Here is an 18274-nt window from a genome sequence, read left to right on the forward strand (position 1 = left end):
TCTTTAGTTAAATTAAATCAGCAAGCTATGTTTTTAAATTTAACTAGTAAAGAAATTTATTATAATCAACTAGAGAGCAATTATGTTCCAGTACTTCAAGCTTATTTATCCTCTTATCCCCAAAAGGATGATTTCAAAGCAATGGAGTTAATGACCAGAAACACCCCAGTGGCTTATGAAATCTCAGGAGTAATTGGAGTAATAGCTTTGGCTGATGGCATACAAGGAGTTGTTGGTGTGGCAAGCGGTTATTATAGAGATAAATTAATAGAAAGATTAGCATCGTCTCCTTTGAAGGACTACGAGTGGGTTGTTTCACTGATGATTTATGAAGTTATAATTACAATAATTTCGACAGTTGCAGTTTTAATACTAGGAATAATCTTAGGGTTTTTACCTCTTCTGACCTTATCATTTATTGGAGTTTTAGCCTTAGGAACTTTGATGTTCTCTGGACTTGGAACAATAATTTTTGGTGTGTCTCCTAAAGATAAAATAGCAATATCAAATACGGTAGCTACAGTCGTAGTATTCCCATTAATGTTCATCAGCAACGCTTTCTTTTATCCTAACGAGTTCCCTGCATTCTTTAGACCCTTTGTAGATTATCAACCAGTGTCGATAGTGAATGATATAATCAGAGATTTATTGATTTATAATGAGGTACCCAATCCGTTGTATTTTGTAACGATCATAGTTCTTACTTTAATCTTTATAGCTATAGGAGGTAGACTACTTAAACTTAGAGAATAAAATAGTTAAATTGACCAGTCTGGTTTTGTTCTTGTAAGGAAAGCAATCACACCATTCTTTGCGTCTGCAGTTTGAACTTGTTCTGATAGCCTATTGAACGCATATTTGAGTTCTTCCTCGTATTTTTTATAAATTAAACTTCTCATTTGAGTCAGTGACGATGGAGCCATCTGCTTTAGTCCTTGAATTAATCTGTTGTTAGCCTCATCGAAATTATCTGAAACTTCATAAACCAATCCTACTTCTTTAGCTTCTTCAGCTATTAATTCCTTACCAAGGAGTGCCATTTCCCTTACTGTTTTCCATCCCAAAATTTCCTTACCCACGGTAACTAGGACCGGAGGAAAGACACCTATTTTGCCGCCTGGGGCAGCAAATTTAGCTGTTTCAGATGCTATAACGAAATCACATCCCAACAAAAGTTCTAGTGATGCACCATAAGCAATTCCTTCTACGTTTGCTATAATAGGTTTCGGGAAATTAAATAGAGTCCTAAACATCTCATTCATTGTAGAGAAGAAGTTTATTGCATGCTCTCTATCTTCCGTAGCCCTTCTAAGCTCTTTGATATCTGCTCCTGCACCGAAATTTCCTTTTCCTCTTAATATGACAAACCGTATTTGTCTTTCTTTTTCCAATGCTCTGAGGGTGTCAATAAATTTGTGCATAAATTTCATGTCTACTAAATTGTATTTTCCTTCCTCTTCACTCTTTATTGTTATTTTTATTACGGACTCCTCTTCTTGAAGTAAGAGCTGAGACATTGTTAATGAATAACCTTAGAGAATTAAAAATCTTGAGCGAGAGCCATTTTCTCCATATTTCTTATTTTACTAAAAACTTTGTAAAAAAGAAACAAATATATAAACATACTTAAAGATTTCTTTTAATTAGTCATAAACATATTTATTAGATTTATAAAGATACATTTAAGTCAGATAAAGTAAAAAATGACAGATTTGGTTTAGGTGAGAAAGATGAGCGCAACAGATATTATAAGAGGATTAGGGAGAGCATTAGTATTAGGGCTTTATTTTGGTACAAATTTTGTATTAGGAAAAGTATCAAATTTACTGACCTCCTCCCCGCACTAAAGCGCGACGATTCCTTTAGTGCGTTTCATAGGTTTGGTGGTACATCTTTTTCCGTTCACCACCAGGCTGGGTCTCCAGCCTATTACCCCTATCCCCTTCCGAGGACTCGAGGTTATGGATTTTCTCAAAATGTTGAAAGCACCTACTATATCAGCATTAAATACTTTGTTTAACTTGAGACACTTGAAGAGCCCTCTAACTATTCTTTTTCCACAAGAGTCACCGTGGATTGGACAAGTTGTTGAGGTATACGCCTCATCTACTTCTTCAACTTTCATCCCATACTCTTCAGCTACCTCTGTCAATCTCTCAATCACATAGCTGTAGCTCCAAACGTTAGAGACGTTAAAGTTTCCCTTTTGCTGAGCAATATACTTAGGATAACCTACGTAGATTGTTGAAACACCGATGCTGTAGAGCCACTCAACAACCCTTCTGACTTGAGTGTCTATATAACTCTTAGCCTGTCTTCTTCCCCTTTCATACAGCAGTCTAAGTTTACGCGTTGTTTTAACACCTTGTTTGTTTATTTTGCTCTGGTATTCAGAAACCTTTTCTTTGACATAATGCATAATTGACTTTAACGTTTTACCATTTATTAATGTCGATATCCCGTTTTCAACATATACAGCCATTAGGTTATTAACACCTAGGTCTATTCCTGCCCTCAAATTACCTTTTGGTGTTTGTGGAACTTTTCTCCAAACTCCTCTAACAGCTTTTTCTTCAACTTCAAAAGAGATATAAGCATACCACGTCTTGGTATCCGAGTCATAGTGAATCTCTAACGACCCTTGCTTTCCCTTCAAATGAACTAAACCAGAATATTCTACTTCTATCCTGCCAATAGCCCCCAACCACTTAATAATGATTTTATTTTTCATTATCTCGTATTGGTCATTTCTTATCACAACCCATAGTTTCCTGCTTTTCCCTCTCTTTTTATAACCGGGAGGGTTTACTTTCTTTATGAAACTTGGTAATCCTCCTTCTTTCTTTTCCTTCAGCTCTCTGAAAAAACCACTCCAAGCTTGATTGTTCTTATTGAGGATCTGCTGAGCTGTGACAATACCTATTAGCTTCTTATACTTCTCTTGAAACTCTTTATACGTTGATTTTAGATCAACTTTCTGCTTTCCGAAAAACTGCATCCTTCTAACGTAATTAACCTCATTCCACAGTTTAGATGACAAATTACACAGAGCTTTTAACTTAGCTTCAGTATCCTTATCGGGAACTAGTTTTACAACGCTAGTCCTCTTCATTCCTCAACCACTGCTCCTCAACATATTTCTTAATTATATCAGCAGTTACATTGCCTTCTGTAGCCACAAAATAGTCTCTACTCCACAGTTTGCCATGCTTAAGTTGAGGGAACTTCTGCAGGATTTTCCTAGCGCTCTTACCCTTAAGATACTTTACTACATAGGCTGGGGCTAGCCGTGGAGGACATAGAACAAAAACATGGACATGGTCTGGCATAACGTTTACAGCTAGATTTTCGCACCCTAGTTCGGTGACGATTTCGTTTATGATTCCTTTAGTATATTCGGCAATCTCGTCAACAAGTACATCTTTGTATATTGGAATCCACACAAAATGGTAGGCACACCAGTACTTAGCATATCTTGTGCTTCTAATTCCCATCTTCGCTTGAGAGTTGCCCACCACAGTTAGTCCCTAGAATATATTATATGGTTCTGAATTTATAAGTTTTCATCCCTGCCCTAAAGGGCAAGGCTTTCTTTTTTGTAAAAGGTGCGAAAGTTCAGTGGAATGTATTGACTGGACTGACTGTGATGTCATTTGCTGTATCAGTATTTGGAGGAGTAATGGATATATCTAATTCCGTAATAGCTTTCGATGCTATTGTACACGAGTCAATGTATATAGTAGCTCACTTCCATGCATTTATATTATGGTCAATTGTTCCAGCAGGCTTCGCTGCACTCTATTTGATGTTACCAATAATGACAAAAAGGATGTGATACTCTGCAAAGATGGCATGGGTTCACTTTTGGGGATATTTGGTAGGCGTAACAATGGTTGTAATGAGTTATGACTATCTAGGTATAACTGGGCTGATAAGAAAAACAGAAATTTATCCACTAGCATCAACATTTATTACCGGACAAATTATTGCTACTGCTGGTGCAGTGATTGCAGATTTAGCGACAGTTGTATGGTTGATTAATGTAGTTTTAACACTAGTAAAAGGAAGAGTAATGGAGACAGAAGGACTAAGCTTAGGTCAATTAACTACATCTGTAGCAATGGCATTGAACGGTAATGATGACTTCGTATCTACGGGATTTATGAAGGGAATTAATTTCGTAAAGACGGAGGTATCTCACTTAGCAACTGATGTGAAAAAGAAAACATAAATATAAAAAACTCGATCCCTTCTTCTTAAGTTAAGATACTATACTCTTTTCCCCTATTTCTTTTAATATTTCATTATGTTCCGGGAATCTTTTCTCTTTATACCTAGAAAATATAAGATTGCCATCTAGGTATACATCGAATATTCCGTTTTTACCTTGTTCCAGGGTGACTTGAACATCTTCAAAATATGTTAAAATATCCCTAGTAAGGTTTAAAGCCCTATCCATATAACCACACGGCCTGCAATAAACTATTTTTACTGAATGCATGAAGATACATATTATTTGTTTCTTAAAATACTTTCTTATCTTAAGGTTTCAAAAGTTAGATAAAAGGAGTTTATAAAGTGGTTTTCCTATATTTTTTATAAAACTATATTATAAGATTGAAATGAGTGTAAGAAGTGAAATAGAATGAAAATAGTTGTAACATATGATAAAGAGTTTAATCTAAAACCACTAGATGAAGCAGAGATTATAGGATTGATAGATGAGGAAAAGAAAGAAGTTGAGCAATATGAAAACCCTGGTGTAGGAAGCAAAGAGATGACTATGGATGCAATATTTAGCTTAAGTCCAGACGCGATAGTTGTAAGTAAAGGCTTCTTATGCCCAGGCTCATACATGATGTCTTATGGTAGAATAAAGTATATACCAACTCAATATACAAATTTGAATGACGTATTAAATCATTTAGAAGATTTAAAAAAGAATATTAAAGACGAATTAGAAGAAGATATGTACGCAGAAGAGCACATGCATCATCATATGCATTTCTAACTCTGTAGCTCTTCTAACCATTTTTCCCATATTTTGCCATTCTCATCCATACCGCTGGTTACTTCATAGTTCATACCAAGCCACCCAGCCATTCCTCCTACCATATAATACACTTTTTTACCTTTCCATAAATCTGGCATTCCGTAAGTTGCATATCTAGCTCTATTTCCATGTTCACAAATTACTGCTACTTCTTTATGTGGTATTTTACTTAATAAAACGTCTAAATAATCTAATGGGACTAATAAGGCACCCGGTATGTGATGGTCCTCATACTCCATAGGTGTCCTTATGTCTAATAAAAGTACTTGGTTCCTTCTCCAGAGTTTTCTTACTACTGAGGGAAATGCATCAACTATATGTGGGTAATAAGGAGATGTGTACTGTTCAATTACTTCCATTTCTAATCTATCTTTAACTCTGTTAATGAAGCTTAAATTTTTTTCTTCCGAAAGAATATAACTCAATAAATTTGTTTTCTACAAAAGTAACATATATTAAACTATATTATGTTTTTTAAGAATTATCATTATATACTTTATAGTTTAATTATTATTTTTATTAAATTATATACATAACCACTAAATATTAAAGTAATTGCATATAGTGTAATATTTAAATATTTCATAATCCATGAATATATTAAGGGATATCCTATGAGTCAACTCAAGATATATAAAGAACTAGATTTAACAAGTTCTTCTTGTGCAGGTCCGATAGGAGAACTATCCAGTGTACTAGAAGAGATAAGGCAGGGGGAAGCAATAAAGAGAAAAGGAAAAATCTTATACAGTAGCAAATAACGATACAATACAGATAGTTGACCCATTAGATAATCCCGGATCACAAGTTCAAGTAGATGTAGTAATTTCTAACTCACTAAATGACTTATTCACAAAAGGCGCTTTTCAAGATTTAACTATAATACTGGTTGCTGATGCTCCAAATGAGGAGCTAAAAGCAAAGATCTTATCAAATTATGAAAATTACGCCAGGAAATATAACATGGAACTAAAGAGCGAGATACAACTATCAGTAGGCACTTTAATGATGGGAGCTACAGTTATAGGCAAGAGCGATCACGAATTACCAACTTTCTACGATAAAGTAGACGAGGATATGGTAATAGTCACAAGCAGATTCTTTGGGGAGTTAACCCCAATAAATGTGCATCTTTGGGCTCTCGCTGTGCCCGAACTTGTTGAGACGTTAGAAAGCAGAGGAATAAAGTTTTCTAAAGTTGAAGAAGTTAAAAGCAAGGCATTAGAAATCATGAGAAGACCAAATATCCATGTAGCTAAGGTCATCTATTCATACTCGCCGGAGTTTGGAAAGCCATTTGATAAGGACTCCCATATTGTGATTGCTACCGATGTCACAGGACCAGGAATCTTTGTCATAAAAGAGTTTGCAGAAAAAGCGGACGTAGATGTAGAACTTACTAACATCCCTGTAATTGATAGAGATCTTTGTGAGTTTGCTGCAGAGAATTTCATTATACCAAATTCGACTATTGGTACTAACGGAGCTATTGTAATGTTTGTGAGCAAAAAGATTGCAGATGACCTTATCGATGATTTAAGGAAAGCAGGAGAAACGCCAGAAGTTGTCGGTTACGTTAAGGGTAAGGGAAACGGAACAATACATGCACCTAAGGAGGTGATGAAATTAATTAGAAGAGATAATGTAGTTAAACAATTTAAGATCAAGAACTGATTTTTTTGCAGTATATTAGAGTTAATAAATCTTAGTTTGACGGCAAACTTTATTTTCTCTCCCACTAAATACGATTTATGCGTATCGGATTAGCTGGTTTAGGAGTAATGGGTTATAGGATAGGGGCAAACTTAGCAAAGGCAGGAAAGCTAGATCTTGTTTATAATAGAACTACATCAAAGGCAGAACAGTTCAGCAAAGAGTACAATGTAAAGTACACTACAGATCCTAAAGAATTACTTAATTCGGTTGACTTGCTGATAACTATGTTAGCTGATGATAACGCAGTATCATCATTTCTTATGCCACTTACTCAATATTCTAAAGGGAAAATTATCGTAGATATGTCAACGATCTCCCCATCAACATCTATCACCATAGCAAATGAAGTTATGAAATATGGAGGAATAATGTATGATGCTCCTGTTATTGGCACTTCAATTTTTGTTGAGCAAAAGAAAATCACTGTACTACTAGGTGGTCCAGAGTCTCACGTAAACACTGTTAGCGATATTTTAAAGGAGACAGCCTCAACAATACTTTACATGGGCCCAAATGGGAAGGGTCTATATGCTAAGTTGGTTAATAATCTAATGGTAGGAGTTTATGTGGCTGCTTTGGCTGAGGCTTATAATTTCGGAGTTTCGGCAGGATTAAAGCCCGAAGACGTAAATAAGGTGCTAGCACTTTACGGTAGTGCTAAATCCCCAACTGCTGAGCTAAAAGTCCCAAAGATGATAAATTCTGACTATTCTACCCAATTTGCAACAAAGCTCATGAGGAAGGACCTTGAAATTATAACAAAAGAAACACAAAATATGCATGTAATTAATCCATTATCATCTCTAGCGTTACAGTTCTACCGCTTTGCAGAAAGCTTAGGTTACTCAGAATCTGATTATGCTTCTGTGCTTGAGGTTTATAAGAAAGCTTCCTCTTCAAGTAAAAGATAAAATATCTTCTTTCCCAGTAAGTTTTTTCCTCCCTCTAAATCCTTCTTCAGTATAATGCCAATACTGAATATCTTTTTCATCCATTTTCCAGCAAAAATACGCTGGTCTATTGTTTATAACTGCAGGAAAATCTACTAGTCCCATGTCTGGATCTCTAAGTATTATCCCTTTTTCAGTTATTTCTTTTACTATTCTGTCTATTTGTAAAGTATACTGAATCAGTGCTTCCTTGTCTCCTTTCATTAGAGCTTCTTCTGTAAGGTACTTTATTTTTTTCATTGCCATTAATCGGTTTTTGAGCCAAGGTATCAGTTGTCTTGCTGTATTAAGATCAAAGTATGAGTATTCCATTGTTTTATATTTCGTTATTGTAAGTAAAAAACTTAGCATAGACAGATGTCTAACCCCCTCTATGGCCAAGGTATTTAAAATTGGCGGTCAATATATGACATGACCCAAAATGATATACAGAGAAATAGACTTAGATGAATATTTAACCTTGATGGCCATAGGATTTTATTAATGAGGTTAGCTGAGCAATATATCAAAAACGCTTTATCCCTAGAGATATTGCAAACTAACGATTCAAGCAAAGTTGCAAAAGTATGGGAAAATACAATAAAGGCTATGTTTGTTTTAGCGATAAAAATAAATACTTCTAATTACTAATGCAAACTTGGCGAATAACGTAGAAAAAGCTGTATGAAACTCCTCATGATGATGCGCAATGCGTGGAGGGAGGAGTTGACAGCTACAAATGGGAGGCTCATGGCGTTGGGCTCGACTGAGCCCCATGCGGTGTGGTTAAAGCTAATGATATCACACCTAGGGCTAACCCAGACCACGGATCTAAAAGTGTGCAAAAGTAATTAGAAATGACATAGTCTGGGAAACGCTATTGTTGCTTATGCACAAGAAAAAAGTGGCAAGGATGTTTTGGCATATGCTTTAGCATTTTCTTCCTCAATTCAAGATTTTAAATCAAGCAATTATTTGCCGATTATTAAAGAGACTCTCAAAGTAGCTGAAAAAGTTGGTATTGAAGACCCAGAAGTCAAGGAATTATATGAAAGAGTTAAAGCTCAGATAATTTAAATCTCTTCATAACTCCGTGGGTTCTGACTTCATCACCACTGACCTTTTTCATTAGTTAAAATGATTGTTTTACTCTTTGTCTCACTAATCCACTTTTTAACTAAATTCTTTTCTTCTTCATTTAAGTGGACTTCCGGCTCTTCTATTATTATTAACTCTTTTTCAGTACCCCTCGTTAAAAATATCTTCAATGCCAACAAGCTAAGGATGTTGGATGTAGCGTTATACAGTGTGCCGTCATCTACATAAACACTGTTACTTTCATTATTTATCCATATTTTGTGTCCTTCTATTTCTTCTGAAAAACCTTGAGGCAGTAACATTGAATTTATGAACTCCGCTGCAATGCCGAAAGCTTTTGGTATTCCGGGGGCTCCTTCGTATTGGTAAACAAGAAACTTTGAAAAGGCAAATAAAAGCCCTGACCTAGATGAAGGCACTATATATGGTTTTATCCTATCCGTCCTAGAATAGTAAAAAGAGTCAACTAGGAAGTTACCTTGAATACCCGAAGGTACTTGATCAGGTTTTTCCTTAACTATAACGTTTGCTGAAAGTTGCATGTTGTTTAGACTTCCAGAGAGCTGAATGGCACCAAGATCTAGTTCAAACTTTCCTTTAAAGTAAGTTGTTGAAATCTCTAAATCTGATTTAAGCAACTGGAGAAACGTCCTCTCATAAGTCTGTCTCCAACTTTCAAGGGGATCTCCTCCCTTTATATAGCCATATAACCTTGGTACATTATGACTGCTTTTCAATACGTAATAGAGTATCCTACCGACGTAATATTTCTCTTCTCCTTGGTCATCTAATACTATCTTTTTTTCCGTTAGATTGAGTATTTTTTCTTTGCCGTTAACAGTTATTTTTGCAATCATTACTAAGGGGTAGCTTTATAGGTATATATGTTTCATATTGAATATGGCTTCAGTAGATAGGTACGAAGTATTCCTCGATTTTGATTTTAAGAACTTGAAATATAAGGGCAACGAGAAGATAACTGTAACTACCGAAGATGAGTTGACACTAGATAATGTTGGTTTATCTATTATCTCAGTGAAGGCAAATGGGAAAACTTTGCCTTTTGAATCATTAGAAAATCAAGTTAAGATAAAGACTGGAAAATTTGAGGGAGTAGTAGAGGTAGAATTCGAAGGAAAGGTTAAGGAAAGAGGACTAGTTGGCATTTATAAGGCGCCTTATGACGGAGGTTATATAATTACAACTCAATTTGAGTCTGTTCACGCTAGAGAGTTTATACCTTGCATAGACCACCCAGCTTATAAAGCAAAATTCAAGATTTCTGTTAGAGTAGATAAAGACCTTGATGTAATATCTAATATGCCAATAGAGGAGGTTAGAGATGAAGGAGAAAAGAAGGTTGTTGTATTCCAAGAAACGCCTAAAATGTCGACTTATCTCCTTTACTTAGGTATTGGAAAGTTTGAAGAAATAAAAGATAAACTCGGTAACACCGAGATTATTGTTGCAACAGTCCCTGGTAAAATAAGTAAAGGTAAATTTGCATTAGAAGTAGCGAAAAAGAGCATTGAGTTTTATGAGAACTATTTTGGGATTAAATATCAGTTACCAAAGGAACATTTAATCGCTGTGCCAGAGTTTGCTTTTGGTGCTATGGAAAATTGGGGTGCTATTACATTTAGGGAAACCGCTTTATTGGCTGATGAGTCTTCGTCTGTTTCCCAAAAAATGCGTGTCGCATCAGTTATTGCTCACGAGTTAGCTCATCAGTGGTTTGGAGATCTAGTAACTATGAAATGGTGGGACGACCTATGGTTAAATGAGAGCTTTGCAACTTTCATGAGCCATAAAGCTATCGCAGAACTTTACAAGGAATGGGATTTCTGGGGATCTTTCGTTAATAGTGAGACCTCTGGTGCAATGTTCAGAGATTCACTAACTACGACTCACCCAATAGAAGCTCATGTAACTTCTCCAGATGAAATTGAACAACTCTTTGATGATATTAGCTATGGCAAAGGAGCAAGCATTTTGAGGATGATAGAGGCATATTTAGGTCAAGAAGAATTCAGAAGAGGAATTCAACTTTACCTTAATACATACAAGTTCGGAAATGCCTCTGGTAATGATTTTTGGGAAAACCTTGAGAAAGGATCTGGCAAACCTGTTGCTGATCTAGTTAAAGATTGGATCACAAAAGACGGTTATCCAGAAGTCTATGTTTCAGTAAATGGAAGTAAAATAAACTTGAGGCAAGAAAGGTTCCACTTAAAAGGAAAGGAAAAGAAGACCTTATATAAAATACCAATGACAATTGAGGTTAATGGTAGAAAGTTTTCTTACTTGATGGATAAGGAAAGCGACACAATAGAAACTGGTAGTGATATCAAAACCTTGAAGGTCAATATAGATAGAACTGGCTTTTACAGGGTTCATTACGACAATTTGTCTTACGTATTTTCAGCAAACCTTTCACACTTAGACAAATGGGGGTTATTAAATGATTATTTCAACTTCTTTATATCTAGCAGGATAAGTTATTCTGAGTACGAGAGTGTGGTAAAACATTTCATGCACGATAATAACTACTTGGTTGTAAATGAGATAACTGGTGAGCTCTACTACTTGTGGAGAGTAAATAAGGACAAGTATAAGTTGGTCTATGATTTACTAAACTATCAGGTGAAGAACTTTGCAAAAAGAACGGATGAACTCTCACGTATGACATATGGATACTTACTGAGTACCTACGCGTTTGTGGATGACAAATTTGCCTCTGGCCTTTCAGTAGCTTTCGATAAGTATGACTCCTTGGATCCAAACATAAAAGAGGCAGTAGCAATTGCTTATGCAGTAACCTATAACGAGAAAGCCTACGATGATTTGATTGCAAAGTATAGGAAAGAGAAGTTCGATGAGGAAAAGACTAGGTTACTTTACGCTTTACTAAGCTTTAGAGAGCCCTATCTAGTTGTAAATACTATGAGCCTAGCTCTTACTGGGGAAATAAAGAGGCAAGATATAGCAAGAATACTACCATTTGCTTCATATAACCCATATAGTCGTTTTGCTTTGTGGAAATGGATAAAGACCCACATGGAATTCCTAAGAAGTATCTACTCTGGTACAGCAATATTAGCTAGATCTTTAAGAAGTGCAATACCATTCCTAGCTTTAAGTAACCCAGAAGTAGAAGAATACTTCAAAACTAACAAGTTCCCAGAGATGGATTTAGAGGTAAAGAGCGCATTAGAGATATTAGAAGCTTTAAGAAGAATCGCCTAAAGTTTTAAAAATTTCTTTTATTTTTTCTTCATTCAACTCGTCAAAGAAAGTAACTTCTTCTAAGTTTTCTTTCTTACACAATCTTAGTGGTGTAACTATTCCTTTACCGTCTACTATAACTGCTGTGAAGCCTACCTTCTTATCAACCTTTACATAAAGATTTTTCTCTATTTCTTTTCTTATACCCTCAAGCTCAGTCTCTCTTTGTCTCACTAGCGTTTTAAGCACATTTGACTGATTGACAAAGTTGTGTACGCTCTTTCCCATAAAATATATCAGAATCCCAGAAATTAACACTGCGGGAATTAAGGGGACCCAAAACATATTTTTTAAGAAAAATGCGCCAACACCTAAGGTTCCCCCAATTATTGCCACTGGAATTATTATTTCAAGATATTTATACATTCTTTCCTTTCTTTCATTATTTTCAATTTCTTTAAAATAATTTTTCATCTCGTCGAGTCCGTATGAGTTTTTCTTGCTCTCTAACCAGTCAGCCCAGTTTGTATCCTTCGTTATTACGTTGACTTTTATACCTTTAGAAGCCTTACCTAAAAGTAATTCAGCTATCTCATCGCTTAACTCTTTCGTTATAACAGTTATCACTCTTTCACCAGAATTAATTACCTCCTTAATCTTGTTAAAGAGTTCCTCAGCCTTGATTAATTGCATTTTTCCACCTTATAGTATTGCAATACCCGGGCTAAATGGCAAGGCAATGTCTTTCTTCCCCATTATGTTAGGAGCACTTTCATCATCAGATGAATAAACTACTATTTCAGCAACATTCAACTTGTTCATTAGAAATCTAATGTTTTGTATTATTATTTCTTTTTCGTCTATATCATAATTAATCAGCAGATCTTTAATAGAGGGTGGTAAAGTGTTAGCAATTTCATAAACTTTCTTGGCTATTCTTTCTTCAACTCCGTTATCTGTCATAAATTCTCTCAAACTTTTTCTTTCCTTTACCGACGATATAGCTTTCTTAAGCAGTTTCTTTAGGTCTTCATCATCATTAACATAGATTACGAGCTTTTCAGCTTCTTTTCCTACTTCAGAAGAAAGTTTATTTACAACTTCAATTATATTTCTTAAATATTCAATTTTTAAGAGTGCTTCTCCATTATATTCTACTTCATCCACACTTGGGAACTTCTCATTCACTATTAATGTGAGATTGAATTTATGCCACAGATCTTCAGCTAAATGCGGTACAATTGGTGATATCAGTCTAAGCCAAATAGATAAAATCTTCCTTATCACATCACTATTTATCTTGGAGTTTGTCAATTCTATATAGTCACGTAATGTTTCATAAATGGTGTAAAATCCTACTAAATAAACAGTATGAAAATCTAGCCTGTTGTAAGCATTATCTATCTCCTCTATATATCTTCTAAACAGAGACATCAGCCATAGGTCAGCATCTCTTTTCTCTTTAACTCCTTCGACTTCTAACAGCTTTGAAGATAAATCATATATTTTTCTTAACTGCTCTATTATACTTTTTGCAACATTAGAATTAAACTCAATGTCTTCTGAAATTGAGGAAGTTGAAGTTAATGCGACTCTTACAGTCTCTACTCCATATTCATTTATCGCCTTATTCAATGGATAAATGTTTCCAAAGCTTTTACTCATCTTCTTTCCTCCAACTCTTATGAAGCCATTAGTAACAATCTGTTTCGGAAGCATTTTCTCTCCAAAGATGGCGACATGATGGAAAATGTAATATGCTAAGTGGTTCTGAATTAGATCCCTACCACTATGCCTAGAATCAACTGGATACCAATATGTGAATTCATTTCTTATATCCTCTAATTGTTCTTTTGGAATACTTAATTCTTTAGATACTTCTTCAGAAGTACCTCTACCCAGTAAAACATAGTCCCAGAACTTATCATTAAGAAGAGAGATAGGATACTTATTTAACTTATGTATAATTGTGTAAAACGCCGTATAAATTGTAGAATCACTTAAGCTATCAATAATCTCTTTCTCGTCCCAAGGTAACCTAACACCTAAACCCCTTGACCTACTAAATGCCCTAGGCTGTAAGTTAAATGAGACTTTTTCTATTTCTTTTTTAGCATCTTGAGGAACGAAATTAATTTTACCTAATGACCTAAGTACTGACGTTTTCCATAGCGGATTTGAATAGTCAATAAACCATTGCCCTTTAACCATTTTGACAACAATTTCAGCACCACATCTGCAATAGACGGGACCGTTACTTATATCATAAATCGTTATCCTTGAGTTTAACATATTAAGTAATTCCCTTGTTCTTTCACGTGCCTCTTTAACACTCTTTCCAGCTATTTTATCTCTTACAAATTCTTTCATGAAAGTAGGAACTAAGTCAACAATGTCTTCCCTCATTTCACCTCTATGATATTCTATTCTGTAAACAGTGTCTATGTAGTCTTTTAATTCAGCAGGATTCTTAGTCTGAGCTATTTCAACTGCATGCACACCAGGTAAATCTCCTAGTTCTTCGTCATCAGTAGCGATAACTGGGATTAGCTCAAATTCCTCATTTAATTCAGTGAGTGCAAGGTAGTGTAAAGGTTCATGAGATGGGACAGCCATTACTACTCCAGTTCCTATTTTAGGTTCAACATATTTACTTCCTAGCACTTTCATCTCTTTTTCTGTAATAGGGTTCTTAGCTGTTAAAGTTGTAAACTCCTTACCTTTTCTTTCCTCCTCTTTTTCAATTTCAAGTTGATACTTTAATTTTTCAAAGGCTATCTTAGATATGACAATTCTCCTTCCTACCTTGTCTTTAGCTATTACATAATCTGCGTCTGGATTCAAAAGAATTGCAACTGCTCCAAATATTGTCTCTGGTCTAGGAGTAGCAGCTACAAAGTAAAGATCCTTAGAAGGGAAGTAAATTGCATCTAAGTCAGTTATTTCTGGCTCTACATCGCCTTTAGTGTCATGCATTCCTACTGGGAATTCATCTCTAGGACAATAAGGCACTGGAGAGTCCTCTCGTTTTATATAACCTAAATCCATAAGCCTTTTGTATTGCCATTGGACAAACTTCTCAAAAATTGGATCAACTGTGGTGAATTCCCTTCTCCAGTCCACACTTAAGCCAAGCCTTTTTACTGTAACTTTCATATCATTTTTGAAATATTCAGCTAAATATGTAGGATCAGAGAACTTTTCTACTTCTTCTTGTGGTATTCCGTAAACGTTAACAAATGTAGATATTATATCTTCATCTTTTCTCTTGATTGATTCTGAAATAGAGAGTATTGGTGTTCCAGTAAACTGGAAGGCAAATGGAAACAATACGTTATATCCTTTCATTCTTAGATATCTTGCGTAAATATCTGCAGTTATGTAAGTTCTTCCATGACCTATATGCAATGGACTATTTGTGTAGGGAAAAGCTACAGTTATCATTCTTTTTTCTTTTTGTTGATCTGGGTTTGCTTCGAAAACTTTGGCTTTCTCCCATTCTTTTTGCCATTTCTCAGCAATTTCGTTAATGAAACTAAAGAAACTCACATTTACTATTAATAAAAACTGATATATTAAGGTATTACTTCAGTAGAATCATCTGTAGGATCATAATACAAATCACTAAGTTTAATTATGCCTTGTTGTATTAACTCCTTAACTTCTGGTACAATTGAGAGAACATTTCTTAGATACTCCTTTGTGACATCATCTACAGCTTTGAATCCTTCTTCCCCCCAGTATTTTTCTTTAATTGTATAAAGACATCTTCCTCCACAATAGTCCTTATATTCACAACTTCTGCACTCTTCTGGTAGAGGTTCATCCAAAAGTCTGAATGAATCTAAAGTTCCTAGTTCTGCCCATTTTTCTCTAACAGCAATAGGGCAAGAGAGAACTCTGCCATCTGGAGTTACTGAAATACTGTCATAACCAGCGCCACAAGCAACTCCCCTATATTTCTTAAAGAAGTGTGCACTTAAAACACCTAGTATTGGGACTATCTTGACTACTTTACCTTGTCTGAGCTGTGACATAAAATAGTCTATAAGCTTCTTAACTCCGGGTAAATAAGAGCGGTAAGCCCAATCCTCAAAGTTCCATCTTTCGCTCCATATTACATTTAACTGCCAGTGAACCTTATCAAAAACCCCTAGGGAAAGCAAATGCATTACCTCTTCATATATGTCTGAGTCCTCCGTTACAGCCATCCTTGCAATAGTTTCAACTCCAATTTCTTTTAAGTACTTTGCATTTTTTACAACAACCTTGTATATTCCTCTCCCGCGGTGCTTATCAGTTATTTCTTCTCTTCCATCAATAGAAAGAAGAGCTACGTTCATCCTCTTCCAATATCTTTCTGGCAAAAGCCTGACACCAGTAGCATTAGTCTGTACCCCCCATCTCTTTGCTTTTACATTATCCATTACCTCCATTATGAATTTAGGGTTTAGAAGTGGTTCTCCTCCATAAAAGATAACTGTAGCATTAGGATCTCTTTCTATTGCATTTTTTAGCTTTTTTACATCGTAATTCACTTTCCATGGCACAATTTCTTTCGGAAAAGATCCTCCGCAGTAATCGCATGTTAGATTGCATTTACCAGTAGTAAGGACTAGCCAAAGCATTCTATATCACTTTCAAGAATTCTTTCATCCATTTAATCCCGTAATAGTAATCTTCTGCTATGATGTTTTCGTTAAACGAGTGTATGTTGGACCCGTAATAATCTACTCCAACACCATCAGCTATTTGATTCAACTTTAGGTATCTAGCTACCATTTCCATAGGTCCAGTACCCGGGCTATTAGGTAAGACTACTGGGTCTTGGTTATACACGGTTTTTGCAGACTTAATTAACGCTTGCCCAATTTCACTGTTTATTGAAGTCCTATAGGGCTTAACTCTTCCGTAGACGACTACCTCCACGTCATAAGGCGATATATACTCCTTGAGGAGCTTCAGCACTTCGTCAGGGTCCTGATCTGGCACTAATCTGAAGTCTATCTTAACAAATGCATAAGAGGGAATTACTGTTTTTGACCCTTCTCCGGTATAACCTGCGTTGATGCCGTCAATGTTACATGTTGGTTCGGAAACAAGCTTGACCAATGCATCTTCTACGTTTATTTTTTGTCCTATAGCTTCTTCAAGATACTTTTTGTCAATGTTAAGATATTTCTTTTCTTCCTCAGTTAACCATTTTACCTTATCATAGAAACCTGGTAAAAGGACTTTTCCATCTTCTGTCCTTAGGGAACGTAAAATATAAACTAAATCCCAAGTGGGATTTTTAGCTATTGGAGCATACATTGAATGCAAATCTTTAGAAGTTCTTTTTCTTAGTTCAACATATAAGAGACCTTTCACTCCTAGGACAATTTGGGGAGCATTGTTGGGAGCTCTCCCAGACCCTTCCCACAACACATACTCTGCCTTAAATTTTCCTGCATAGTCTTTCAGAAATTCTTCCATGTTAGGGCTTCCAATCTCCTCCTCTCCCTCATATAGGAATTTTATATTAACGTGAAGTTTGTCTTCTTTCATATATTCAATAATTGCTTGCAATCTAGCCATCAGCGTACCTTTGTCGTCACCAACACCTCTTGCATAGATTTTGTTGTCCTTTACTGTTGGCGTAAACGGGTCAGTATTCCATTTATCTAAAGGTTCTACCGGCTGTACATCATAGTGGTTGTAGACTAGCAATGTCTTGCTTGCTCCAACGTTTATTTCTCCATAAACATAAGGGTTTTTTGATTTATGTCTTATCAACTCTGCATTTATTCCGTGATCTTTCATGTAATCAACTAAGTACTTTGCCCCTTCTTCTCCTCTCCCTTTTGCAGAGGTTGTGTCAATCTTTAAAAATTCAAAAAGGTCTTGTAAGTAATCCATAAGGGTTTTTAATGAATACTAGTAAATTAATTTATGCTTAAGTATGTCGAGTATACAAGGCATTCAATGGCAGAGCCATTGCTTAGCGTTAACATATACAAAAAGGTGGAGGATGGGAAAGTAATCTCTGTCTTCAAGATCTTGGTGTATAAAAATATGAGTATTACTGTTTTTGAGACAGATAAACTAGATGGTGGAGAAGTTATAGAGATGACGTCAGAAAAACTAGATTCTGTAGTTAAGATTATTAACAAGTACTATGATGAAAGAGTAGATGATATAACGATTTTCGGAGAGCAAAAGTTTGTAGATGAATTGGTAGATAAATTAAATAATGAAGAATAAAATGAGATGA

21 protein-coding genes and 2 pseudogenes are annotated in these 18274 nt (G+C 35.5%); 12 read left to right on the forward strand and 11 right to left on the reverse strand.

The genetic code is table 11. The annotated features are described in order from the left end of the window. Positions 1 to 753: ABC transporter permease (locus AC3OCB_RS03800; protein WP_498340885.1), on the forward strand; the 753-nt coding region annotated here is incomplete at its 5' end. A gap of 5 nt (positions 754 to 758) precedes the next feature. Here the strand turns inward: AC3OCB_RS03800 and AC3OCB_RS03805 are convergent. The 3 genes from AC3OCB_RS03805 to tnpA all read right to left on the reverse strand — a co-directional run bounded on the left by AC3OCB_RS03805 (position 759) and on the right by tnpA (position 3494). Beyond that, positions 759 to 1517 carry an enoyl-CoA hydratase/isomerase family protein gene (locus AC3OCB_RS03805; RefSeq protein ID WP_498340886.1) on the reverse strand — a complete coding sequence of 253 codons (759 nt, stop codon included), beginning with the start codon at positions 1515 to 1517 and terminating at the stop codon, positions 759 to 761. A 326-nt stretch (positions 1518 to 1843) separates the two neighbouring features. Further along, entirely contained in the window at positions 1844 to 3112 is a 1269-nt protein-coding gene (locus tag AC3OCB_RS03810) for an RNA-guided endonuclease InsQ/TnpB family protein (RefSeq protein ID WP_498340887.1), read from the reverse strand. Beyond that, positions 3099 to 3494, reverse strand: coding sequence for an IS200/IS605 family transposase (gene tnpA / locus AC3OCB_RS03815; protein ID WP_498340968.1), 396 nt, complete (start codon positions 3492 to 3494; stop codon positions 3099 to 3101). Before tnpA ends, AC3OCB_RS03810 begins: the two co-directional genes overlap by 14 nt. Before the next feature lie 71 nt (positions 3495 to 3565). Between tnpA and AC3OCB_RS03820 the strand changes: the two genes are divergently transcribed. Both AC3OCB_RS03820 and AC3OCB_RS03825 read left to right on the forward strand, forming a co-directional pair. Then, a complete protein-coding gene (locus AC3OCB_RS03820; RefSeq protein ID WP_498340969.1) occupies positions 3566 to 3835 on the forward strand; it encodes a cbb3-type cytochrome c oxidase subunit I in 270 nt (89 codons plus the stop codon). A gap of 12 nt (positions 3836 to 3847) precedes the next feature. Continuing rightward, a complete protein-coding gene (locus AC3OCB_RS03825) occupies positions 3848 to 4231 on the forward strand; it encodes a hypothetical protein (protein WP_498340888.1) in 384 nt (127 codons plus the stop codon). Positions 4232 to 4261: 30 nt separating this feature from the next. Here AC3OCB_RS03825 and AC3OCB_RS03830 read toward each other — a convergent pair whose 3' ends face one another. Further along, positions 4262 to 4501: an Rdx family protein gene (locus tag AC3OCB_RS03830; RefSeq protein WP_498340890.1), complete on the reverse strand. Its 240-nt coding sequence runs from the start codon at positions 4499 to 4501 to the stop codon at positions 4262 to 4264. Positions 4502 to 4645: 144 nt separating this feature from the next. Between AC3OCB_RS03830 and AC3OCB_RS03835 the strand changes: the two genes are divergently transcribed. After that, complete coding sequence (locus tag AC3OCB_RS03835) at positions 4646 to 5011, forward strand: hypothetical protein (RefSeq protein WP_498340891.1); 366 nt, start codon at positions 4646 to 4648, stop codon at positions 5009 to 5011. Here AC3OCB_RS03835 and AC3OCB_RS03840 read toward each other — a convergent pair. Next, complete coding sequence (locus AC3OCB_RS03840; RefSeq protein WP_498340892.1) at positions 5008 to 5412, reverse strand: rhodanese-like domain-containing protein; 405 nt, start codon at positions 5410 to 5412, stop codon at positions 5008 to 5010. The genes AC3OCB_RS03835 and AC3OCB_RS03840 overlap by 4 nt on opposite strands. A gap of 255 nt (positions 5413 to 5667) precedes the next feature. On the opposite strand from AC3OCB_RS03840, the pseudogene AC3OCB_RS03845 reads away from it, so the two are divergent. The 3 genes and pseudogenes from AC3OCB_RS03845 to AC3OCB_RS03855 form a co-directional block, all read left to right on the forward strand. Further along, positions 5668 to 5781 (forward strand): annotated as a pseudogene (locus AC3OCB_RS03845) (sulfurtransferase TusA family protein); the annotation flags it as partial. 4 nt (positions 5782 to 5785) lie between these two features. Further along, a pseudogene (locus AC3OCB_RS03850) lies at positions 5786 to 6727 on the forward strand (SelD-related putative sulfur metabolism protein); the annotation flags it as partial. A 77-nt stretch (positions 6728 to 6804) separates the two neighbouring features. Continuing rightward, a complete protein-coding gene (locus AC3OCB_RS03855) occupies positions 6805 to 7680 on the forward strand; it encodes an NAD(P)-dependent oxidoreductase (protein ID WP_498340893.1) in 876 nt (291 codons plus the stop codon). On the opposite strand, the gene AC3OCB_RS03860 is transcribed toward AC3OCB_RS03855, so the two are convergent. Beyond that, entirely contained in the window at positions 7666 to 8031 is a 366-nt protein-coding gene (locus tag AC3OCB_RS03860; RefSeq protein ID WP_498340894.1) for a DUF2203 domain-containing protein, read from the reverse strand. The genes AC3OCB_RS03855 and AC3OCB_RS03860 overlap by 15 nt on opposite strands. 171 nt (positions 8032 to 8202) lie before the next feature. On the opposite strand from AC3OCB_RS03860, the gene AC3OCB_RS03865 reads away from it, so the two are divergent. The 3 genes from AC3OCB_RS03865 to AC3OCB_RS03875 all read left to right on the forward strand — a co-directional run bounded on the left by AC3OCB_RS03865 (position 8203) and on the right by AC3OCB_RS03875 (position 8775). Continuing rightward, positions 8203 to 8349: a hypothetical protein gene (locus AC3OCB_RS03865; RefSeq protein WP_498340895.1), complete on the forward strand. Its 147-nt coding sequence runs from the start codon at positions 8203 to 8205 to the stop codon at positions 8347 to 8349. Positions 8350 to 8394: 45 nt separating this feature from the next. Further along, positions 8395 to 8553, forward strand: coding sequence for a hypothetical protein (locus AC3OCB_RS03870; protein WP_498340896.1), 159 nt, complete (start codon positions 8395 to 8397; stop codon positions 8551 to 8553). Between the two features lie 63 nt (positions 8554 to 8616). After that, positions 8617 to 8775, forward strand: a complete 159-nt coding sequence (locus AC3OCB_RS03875; protein WP_498340897.1) for a hypothetical protein — start codon at positions 8617 to 8619, stop codon at positions 8773 to 8775. Between the two features lie 32 nt (positions 8776 to 8807). On the opposite strand, the gene AC3OCB_RS03880 is transcribed toward AC3OCB_RS03875, so the two are convergent. After that, entirely contained in the window at positions 8808 to 9653 is an 846-nt protein-coding gene (locus AC3OCB_RS03880) for a hypothetical protein (RefSeq protein ID WP_498340898.1), read from the reverse strand. Positions 9654 to 9696: 43 nt separating this feature from the next. On the opposite strand from AC3OCB_RS03880, the gene AC3OCB_RS03885 reads away from it, so the two are divergent. Then, a complete protein-coding gene (locus AC3OCB_RS03885) occupies positions 9697 to 12042 on the forward strand; it encodes a M1 family metallopeptidase (RefSeq protein WP_498340899.1) in 2346 nt (781 codons plus the stop codon). Here the strand turns inward: AC3OCB_RS03885 and AC3OCB_RS03890 are convergent. The 4 genes from AC3OCB_RS03890 to AC3OCB_RS03905 are packed head-to-tail and all read right to left on the reverse strand — an operon-like array spanning position 12025 to position 17919. Beyond that, a complete protein-coding gene (locus AC3OCB_RS03890) occupies positions 12025 to 12714 on the reverse strand; it encodes a hypothetical protein (RefSeq protein ID WP_498340900.1) in 690 nt (229 codons plus the stop codon). The two genes, AC3OCB_RS03885 and AC3OCB_RS03890, sit on opposite strands and share 18 nt — an antisense overlap. A 9-nt stretch (positions 12715 to 12723) precedes the next feature. After that, positions 12724 to 15570 carry a leucine--tRNA ligase gene (leuS, locus tag AC3OCB_RS03895; RefSeq protein WP_498340901.1) on the reverse strand — a complete coding sequence of 949 codons (2847 nt, stop codon included), beginning with the start codon at positions 15568 to 15570 and terminating at the stop codon, positions 12724 to 12726. 26 nt (positions 15571 to 15596) lie between these two features. After that, entirely contained in the window at positions 15597 to 16649 is a 1053-nt protein-coding gene (locus tag AC3OCB_RS03900) for a radical SAM/SPASM domain-containing protein (protein WP_498340902.1), read from the reverse strand. Between the two features lies 1 nt (position 16650). Continuing rightward, entirely contained in the window at positions 16651 to 17919 is a 1269-nt protein-coding gene (locus tag AC3OCB_RS03905) for a M20/M25/M40 family metallo-hydrolase (RefSeq protein WP_498340903.1), read from the reverse strand. 33 nt (positions 17920 to 17952) lie between these two features. Here AC3OCB_RS03905 and AC3OCB_RS03910 point away from each other — a divergent pair, with 33 nt between their 5' ends. Beyond that, positions 17953 to 18264, forward strand: coding sequence for a hypothetical protein (locus tag AC3OCB_RS03910; protein WP_498340904.1), 312 nt, complete (start codon positions 17953 to 17955; stop codon positions 18262 to 18264). Positions 18265 to 18274: the final 10 nt, after the last annotated feature.

It is taken from the genome of Sulfurisphaera sp., assembly GCF_059755235.1.

What these genes read in the sequence shown, in the direction of transcription:
- AC3OCB_RS03830 (WP_498340890.1), bottom strand. Translation starts at nt 4,501, where the DNA reads ATGCATTCAGTAAAAATAGTTTATTGCAGGCCGTGTGGTTATATGGAT.
- AC3OCB_RS03900 (WP_498340902.1), bottom strand. Translation starts at nt 16,649, where the DNA reads ATGCTTTGGCTAGTCCTTACTACTGGTAAATGCAATCTAACATGCGAT.
- AC3OCB_RS03870 (WP_498340896.1), top strand. Translation starts at nt 8,395, where the DNA reads ATGATGATGCGCAATGCGTGGAGGGAGGAGTTGACAGCTACAAATGGG.
- AC3OCB_RS03880 (WP_498340898.1), bottom strand. Translation starts at nt 9,653, where the DNA reads ATGATTGCAAAAATAACTGTTAACGGCAAAGAAAAAATACTCAATCTA.
- AC3OCB_RS03905 (WP_498340903.1), bottom strand. Translation starts at nt 17,919, where the DNA reads ATGGATTACTTACAAGACCTTTTTGAATTTTTAAAGATTGACACAACC.
- AC3OCB_RS03855 (WP_498340893.1), top strand. Translation starts at nt 6,805, where the DNA reads ATGCGTATCGGATTAGCTGGTTTAGGAGTAATGGGTTATAGGATAGGG.
- AC3OCB_RS03865 (WP_498340895.1), top strand. Translation starts at nt 8,203, where the DNA reads ATGAGGTTAGCTGAGCAATATATCAAAAACGCTTTATCCCTAGAGATA.
- AC3OCB_RS03885 (WP_498340899.1), top strand. Translation starts at nt 9,697, where the DNA reads ATGGCTTCAGTAGATAGGTACGAAGTATTCCTCGATTTTGATTTTAAG.
- tnpA (WP_498340968.1), bottom strand. Translation starts at nt 3,494, where the DNA reads ATGGGAATTAGAAGCACAAGATATGCTAAGTACTGGTGTGCCTACCAT.
- AC3OCB_RS03890 (WP_498340900.1), bottom strand. Translation starts at nt 12,714, where the DNA reads ATGCAATTAATCAAGGCTGAGGAACTCTTTAACAAGATTAAGGAGGTA.
- AC3OCB_RS03810 (WP_498340887.1), bottom strand. Translation starts at nt 3,112, where the DNA reads ATGAAGAGGACTAGCGTTGTAAAACTAGTTCCCGATAAGGATACTGAA.
- AC3OCB_RS03860 (WP_498340894.1), bottom strand. Translation starts at nt 8,031, where the DNA reads ATGGAATACTCATACTTTGATCTTAATACAGCAAGACAACTGATACCT.
- AC3OCB_RS03910 (WP_498340904.1), top strand. Translation starts at nt 17,953, where the DNA reads ATGCTTAAGTATGTCGAGTATACAAGGCATTCAATGGCAGAGCCATTG.
- AC3OCB_RS03805 (WP_498340886.1), bottom strand. Translation starts at nt 1,517, where the DNA reads ATGTCTCAGCTCTTACTTCAAGAAGAGGAGTCCGTAATAAAAATAACA.
- AC3OCB_RS03840 (WP_498340892.1), bottom strand. Translation starts at nt 5,412, where the DNA reads ATGGAAGTAATTGAACAGTACACATCTCCTTATTACCCACATATAGTT.
- AC3OCB_RS03825 (WP_498340888.1), top strand. Translation starts at nt 3,848, where the DNA reads ATGGCATGGGTTCACTTTTGGGGATATTTGGTAGGCGTAACAATGGTT.
- AC3OCB_RS03835 (WP_498340891.1), top strand. Translation starts at nt 4,646, where the DNA reads ATGAAAATAGTTGTAACATATGATAAAGAGTTTAATCTAAAACCACTA.